The 6,082-nt window shown below is 66.1% G+C and carries 6 protein-coding genes; 2 read left to right on the top strand and 4 right to left on the bottom strand.

The annotated features are described in order from the left end of the window. Positions 1-576 precede the first annotated feature (576 nt). Entirely contained in the window at positions 577-1,308 is a 732-nt protein-coding gene (locus PV768_RS16765; RefSeq protein ID WP_421093637.1) for a FadR/GntR family transcriptional regulator, read from the top strand. 99 nt (positions 1,309-1,407) lie between these two features. Then, a complete protein-coding gene (locus PV768_RS16760) occupies positions 1,408-2,175 on the top strand; it encodes a glucosamine-6-phosphate deaminase (RefSeq protein ID WP_421093636.1) in 768 nt (255 codons plus the stop codon). A 32-nt stretch (positions 2,176-2,207) separates the two neighbouring features. Here the strand turns inward: PV768_RS16760 and nagA are convergent, their stop codons facing one another. From nagA to PV768_RS16740, 4 genes are read right to left on the bottom strand one after another with little or no spacing between them, the layout of a single operon-like run. Further along, positions 2,208-3,446 (bottom strand): N-acetylglucosamine-6-phosphate deacetylase, encoded by a 1,239-nt coding sequence (gene nagA / locus PV768_RS16755; RefSeq protein WP_421093635.1) that lies wholly within the window; start codon positions 3,444-3,446, stop codon positions 2,208-2,210. Beyond that, complete coding sequence (locus PV768_RS16750) at positions 3,443-4,126, bottom strand: N-acetylmannosamine-6-phosphate 2-epimerase (protein ID WP_323057266.1); 684 nt, start codon at positions 4,124-4,126, stop codon at positions 3,443-3,445. The genes nagA and PV768_RS16750 overlap by 4 nt, the downstream gene beginning before the upstream one ends. Next, on the bottom strand, positions 4,123-5,094 hold the full coding sequence (locus PV768_RS16745) for an ROK family protein (RefSeq protein ID WP_157242449.1): 972 nt from the start codon (positions 5,092-5,094) through the stop codon (positions 4,123-4,125). The genes PV768_RS16750 and PV768_RS16745 overlap by 4 nt, the downstream gene beginning before the upstream one ends. A gap of 22 nt (positions 5,095-5,116) precedes the next feature. Beyond that, complete coding sequence (locus PV768_RS16740; protein ID WP_421093634.1) at positions 5,117-6,046, bottom strand: dihydrodipicolinate synthase family protein; 930 nt, start codon at positions 6,044-6,046, stop codon at positions 5,117-5,119. Positions 6,047-6,082: the final 36 nt, after the last annotated feature.

Here is a 6,082-nt window from a genome sequence, read left to right as displayed (position 1 = left end):
ATCACCGGGCAGTTTTACTGGCCACCAGCGGGCCGATTAACTGGCCGCCCGTGGGCAGAAACAAATGGCCATTGACATTTCAGCCGGAGGACGGCGCCGGGCTTTGGCCAGGGCAATCAACAAGGTCAGGATGGTGACCATCCAGGCAAGCCCTGTGAGGAACACCAGGCCGATTGCCGCTAAGGGGTGCATGGCGAAAGTCTAGGACGGCATGACCGGAGACCCGGGAGCAACTCCGTAACGCTTAGGCACGAAAAAAGCGCGCCCCGTTCGCTGAGCGCGCCCTTCTCGATTCTCCGTACCGTTCGTATTCGGTTGCACGTCATAAGCATGATTACGATACGGTTCGCAAGTGGTGGCCTTGATTCGTAGCGCAAGCCCTAACCGCAAACTATGACTACCCGGCGCTGGGTGGATGTGGTCGCCATGCCCGGGACCGGCCGTCCCGGGAACTTGGGCACCTGCCCTGCCGGGAGCGGATAAAACATTTCCCGAAAACGAAGGAGGGACGTCCTATCTCCTGTACACTTATTAAAAGAGGAAGGCCGCCGACAGAGTGCGGTCGAAGGAGATGACGTGACAGTAACACCCGCAGCGGTATCGTCGGCAAGGTTTAGCGCGCAAATCCGTTCCCAGGCACTTCAAACGCGCATCATGGAACTGATCCTGGAACGTGGCCTCGATGTTGGGGACGCGCTTCCCACCGAGAGCGAACTGTCCGCTGAGCTGGGTATAGGCCGGAACACTGTCCGCGAGTCCCTCAAGGTTCTGCAGGCGCTCGGCGTCATAGAAATCAGGCACGGGTTCGGTATGTTCGTTGCCCCCAACAACTTCAGTGCCCTGGTGTCCGGACTGACCTTCCGCGGCAGGCTCTCGCTCAGGCACAAGGGCGAAGAAGCAATGGAACTCATTGATGTGCGGCAGGCACTTGAATCGGGTCTCATCGGTTCGGCCATCGACCTTTTGACGGAGGACCATCTTGCAGACCTCCGGTCCACTATGCAGGCGATGCAGGATGCCGCCGCAAAAGGCGAACCCCTCGCGGAGCATGACGCGGAGTTCCACCGCCGTCTCTACGCACCCCTGAACAACGAACTGCTCATCAACCTGATGGACGTGTTCTGGCAGGTGTACCGCCAAATCCATGAGGCGCTCGGTTCCGGGCCGGTCAACCTTGAAGAACAGGTCCAGATCCACTGGGACATCTACGAGGCCGTAGCCGGCAGGGACAAGACCCTGGCATCAGAGCGCCTCCAGCGCCACTTCGACGGCATCCGCCTGAAACTCAAGGACGTCGCGGCCTCCTGACGGACGCCCGCCGACTCCCTGCCTGGACTTCCTTCAACGCCCGCGCTCCGAGCGGCCTCACCCGTGCCCGGTTCCGTTTTTCGTAGAGAGTGCTTTGCCGTGGAAATTTTCGTAGTGCCTACCGCCCCAGCCACAGGCGCCGTCGCGGCCGGGATCCTGGCAGCCGTCATCCGCAGTAACCCGAACGCCGTGCTGGGTGTGGCAACGGGAGGATCGCCCCTTCCGATCTATAAAGCTCTGGCCAGGCACCGGCTTGATGTGACGCGTACCAGGGCCTTCGCGCTGGACGAATATGTGGGCCTGCCGGCAGGACATCCTGAAAGCTACGCTGAAGTTGTCCGGCGCGAAGTGACTGAAAGGCTGCACCTTGACCCCGCGAAGGTTTCGGTGCCGGACGGGAGCGCCCCGGACCCCCAACGCGCGGCGGCTGACTACGAGGCTGCCATCGCCGGCGCGGGCGGCATTGACGTGCAGATCCTCGGGATCGGCCACAATGGCCACCTGGCCTTCAATGAACCGGGCTCGGCACTGGATTCCCGGACCCGGGTTGAAATGCTCACAGAACGAACCCGGCAGGCCAACGCGCGCTACTTCGACTCGCCGTCGGACGTGCCCCTGCTCTGCATCACCCAGGGACTGGGCACCATTCTTGAAGCCCGGCATCTCCTGCTGGTGGTCAACGGCGCGGACAAGGCAGGCATCCTTGCTGCCGCCCTCAACGGACCTGTGACAACGGACTGCCCTGCATCGGTCCTGCAGCTGCACCCTCACGTGACGGTGGTGGCTGACGAAGCCGCTGCTGCGCAATTGCCTCCAGGCAGCGGACAGGTAGCCGTGCGCGTGGGCGGTGCATCCGCCGCAGTGTAGGGCCGCTGCACAAGGAGCCGGAGACGGCAGGTTCAGGGCCGGGCTGCGGGGCGGCACAGCAGGCGGCCAGCGCGCATGACCAGGACGCGGTGGAAGTCCCGGTCCACCACAACGACGTCGGCGCGGCGGCCCGCGCGGAGGCTCCCAAGGTCTCCGGCCCGGCCGATAATGGCCGCCGGAACGGCCGTAGCTGACTTAACGGAGGCAGCCGGATCCACACCTGCTTCGATGGTGCGGCGGACAACGTCAAGGAGGGTCGCGGTGCCGCCGGCCAGGGACCCGTTGCCGGTCAGTCGCGCCTCGGAATTCCTGACCGAGACGGAAGCGGGCCCCAGACGATAGTCACCGTCAGGCAGGCCTGTGGCGGCCATGGAATCGGTCACGAGAACAATGTTGTCCGCGCCCACCAGTTCGAAAACCATCCGAACGGTATCCGGGTCAAGATGCGCGCCGTCGGCGATAAGTTCGACGGCCACCCTGCCGGCGCCGGCCAGCCGTAGGCAAGCGGCAACAGGGCCCGGGCTGCGGTGGTGAAGCGGAGGCATCCCGTTAAACAGGTGTGTGACCGTGGGGCGCGAGATCGGTTCGCGGCCGGAGGCGGCAAGCAGTTCCGCGGCCTCGGTGAGGGAAGCCGCCGCAGTCCGTGCGTCAGAATCCGTGTGGCCCAGCGACGGAACCACGCCGTGCTCCGCAAGCTTTCGGACCAGGGCCTCCACGCCGGCCAGTTCCGGCGCATAAGTCATGGTCCGCAGGTGGCCGCCGGCGGCGGCCAGCAACTCGTCCAGCAGGTCCAGGTCGGGGTCCAGCAGGAACCGCGGGTCCTGCGCCCCGCAGCGGGCGTCGGACAGGAACGGGCCCTCGGCATGTATGCCCGCGATGAGCCCCTCGTCACTAAGCAGCCGTAGGGCCATCATGCCCTGCAACAGGTCTTCGCGCGGCGCGGTCACCAGGCTGGCCAGCAGGGTAGTGGTACCGCTGCGGTGGATGAAGTCTATGGCAGTGCGGGCCGCGGCCAGGTTGCCGCTTGGGAAGTCACCGCCGGCCGCGCCATGGCAGTGCAAATCCACCAGGCCTGGCAGGATCATGCTTCCGGCCGGAGGTTCGAGCGGTTCAAGTTCAGGCAGGACGGAGCGGTCAAGATCGGCCAAGGGCCCCACGTAGGCGATGATGCCGTCAACTACGGCGACCGCGGAATTCGCGGCAGAATGCCCGTCCGTCACAACTGTGCCCGAGATGAGGTAGTTGCCGGGCGGCGCGGCCGGCGGCGTCATTTCAGGGCCTCGGCGAACCAGCCGGCGATGGTGGCCGGGTGCGTGATCGCTGTCCCGACGACGACGGCGAAGGCGCCGGCGTCGAGGGCCTGCCGTGCCTGGGCGGGAGTATGGATGCGGCCTTCGGCGAGGACTGGGACCCCAAAGTCCGCTCCCGCGATATGCCGAAGGAGGTCCAGGTCGGGGCCGGAGGTTTTGGGACGCTCGCCGGTGTAGCCGGACAGCGTGGTGCCCACAAGGTCTGCTCCGGCTTCGACCGCTGCCGCGGCGTCGTCGAAGGAACCACAGTCCGCCATCACGAGGGCGTGGGATTCAGCATGGATACCGGCCACCGTCTGCGCCAGGGTGAGGCCGTCCGGCCGGCTCCGGCGGGTGCCGTCGATTGCCACCACATGGGCGCCGGCGTTGGCGACCGCCAGTGCGTGCCGAAGGGTGGGAGTAATGAAGACGCCGTCATGGCCGTCCTTCCAGAGCCCGATCACCGGAACCTCTACCGCGGAACGCGTGTGCTGCACGTCGGCCAGGCCCTGGACCCGCACGGCGCCAGCGCCTCCAATAACCGCGGAGGCGGCTACCTGCCCCGTGGTCCGGGGATCGCGCATTGGCTCCCCGGGATAGGCCTGGCAGGACACAATGAGGTGCCCGCGCAGGGCCTCGAGTGCTTCGGAAGTCAGGATCACTGGTCGATTCCTTCGGAGGGGTTAGTGTGCGGCAGGACAAGGCGCGCAGCGCCCGCGATAGCCGCTGCGTTGCCGAGCTTGGCGGGCAGGACCGGAAGCCCGGACAAGGCGGGGAGGAGCTCGGCCCGCAGCGCCCGCTCCATGGGTTCCCACCAGGGGGCGCCGGCATCGGTGAGTCCGCCGGAAACAACAACCACCGCCGGGTCGAGGACGTTGGCCAGTCCGCCAACAGCCTGGCCGGCGGCAGACGCGCCGAGCCTTACGGCTCTGATGGCCGTAGTGTCGCCCGCTCCCGCCAGCGCGAAAACGGCGCGCGTGTCAGCCGCCTCCCCCTCCCGGCCGCCGAGCCTCAGGTAGGTGTCGTGGATGGCGGGCCCGGAGGCTATGGCCTCGACATGGCCGGAACCGCCGCAAACGCAGGGAACCGGAGTGCCGCCGTCGTACGCGTAGGGTGACGCGAAGTGGCCCACATGGCCGCCCACGAACCGGTGGCCCAGGACCGGGTGCCCGGAGAGCACAAAGCTTCCGCCGACGCCGGTGCCGAAAGCCACCAGGAGCGAACTGGCGGTTCCAGCGGCGGCACCTGCCCAGGATTCACCCAGGGCGTGCGCGTGGACATCGTTCACGGCCTTGATGGACGACGGCGGCAGGCCCAGCCGCGTTGCCAACCCGCCGGTGAGTGCCGTCCCGGTCCAGCCGAAGATCGCGTCCGTCGCCGACACCACCACGCCGCGCCCGGCATCAATCACCCCGGCAGAGCCTACCCCGACACCTGCAACATCCAGGCCTTCAGCCCGTGCCCGGCCAAGGAGGGATGAAACCAGTCCAGCGGTGGCATCGAGGATTGCATCACTGCCGGCCCGGTTCAGAGTAGGAATCGTCTCCGGGAACAGGACCTCTCCGGCGGAGGAAACAACGCCCGCAGCAGTCTTGGTGCCGCCAAGATCAACACCGATCGCGTACTGCATCTGCTCTCTTTCTTGGGCGGTGCTAGAGCAGCCCGTTGCGTTCCAGGATCACCTTGATGGCCGTGGTCTCGGTTTCGTTGAGGGAAAGCATCGGCACGCTCATGGTGTTGGATTCGATGATGCCCATGAGCTGCAGGGCCGTCTTGAAGGCACCGAGGCCTGCCGCCCCGCCGGAGACGCGGCCACTGGGGGTGTACACAATCTCGAAGAGGTCTGCGAGGCGGTCCTGTTCGGATGCGGCCTTTGCCCAGTCGCCTGCCTGGGCGGCGTCGACGAGGTTGCGGTAGCCGCGCGGGTCCACGTTGCCCAGGCCGGGCACCACGCCTTGTGCACCGCCAAGGAGGGCGCCGTCGACAACGACTTCGTGGCCGGTGAAGATGTCGAAGTTCGGGATGTCCTTCGCCGCCAGCAGCAGTTGGCGGAAGGAGACGTCGTCGCCGGAGGAATCCTTGACGCCGGCAATCACACCGTCACGGCCCAGCCGGACCAGCAGGTCGGTGGGGAGCTTGAAGTGCGTGCGGACCGGAACATCGTAGGCGAAGATCGGCTTGTCGACGGCGGCGTGGACGGCGCGGAAGTGCGTTTCAGTTTCTGCGGCGTTGCCGATCGCGTAGTACATGGAGGTCACCACGATGGCGTCGGCGCCGAGGTCGATGACCTTTTTCGCTTCCTCGATGACGCGGTTGGTGGTCTGCTCGTTTGCGCCGACGATCAGCGGCACGGCGTCAGCTCCAGCAGACGCGTTGGCTTCGGCGATGGTGCTGACCACCAGCTCACGCTCGGCGTTGGTCATGTACGGAACCTCGGCGGAGGAGCCAAGGACGAAGAGTCCGGCCACCCCGCCGTCGAGCAGGTGCTTGGTGACGTTGGTCAGCGACGCCGTGTCGATGCTGCCATCGGCGTGGCGGGGTGTGACAACGGGCGGGATGACGCCCTGGAACTGGGTGGACACGTAGGTTCTCCGATGATTGGTGCTGATTGGGGGGAT

This window comes from Pseudarthrobacter sp. CC4 (assembly GCF_048957775.1).
Taxonomy (GTDB): Bacteria; Actinomycetota; Actinomycetes; order Actinomycetales; family Micrococcaceae; genus Arthrobacter.
This window is presented reverse-complemented; position numbering and strand designations above follow the sequence as displayed.

What these genes read in the sequence shown, in the direction of transcription:
- nagA (WP_421093635.1), bottom strand. Translation starts at nt 3,446, where the DNA reads ATGACGCCGCCGGCCGCGCCGCCCGGCAACTACCTCATCTCGGGCACA.
- PV768_RS16745 (WP_157242449.1), bottom strand. Translation starts at nt 5,094, where the DNA reads ATGCAGTACGCGATCGGTGTTGATCTTGGCGGCACCAAGACTGCTGCG.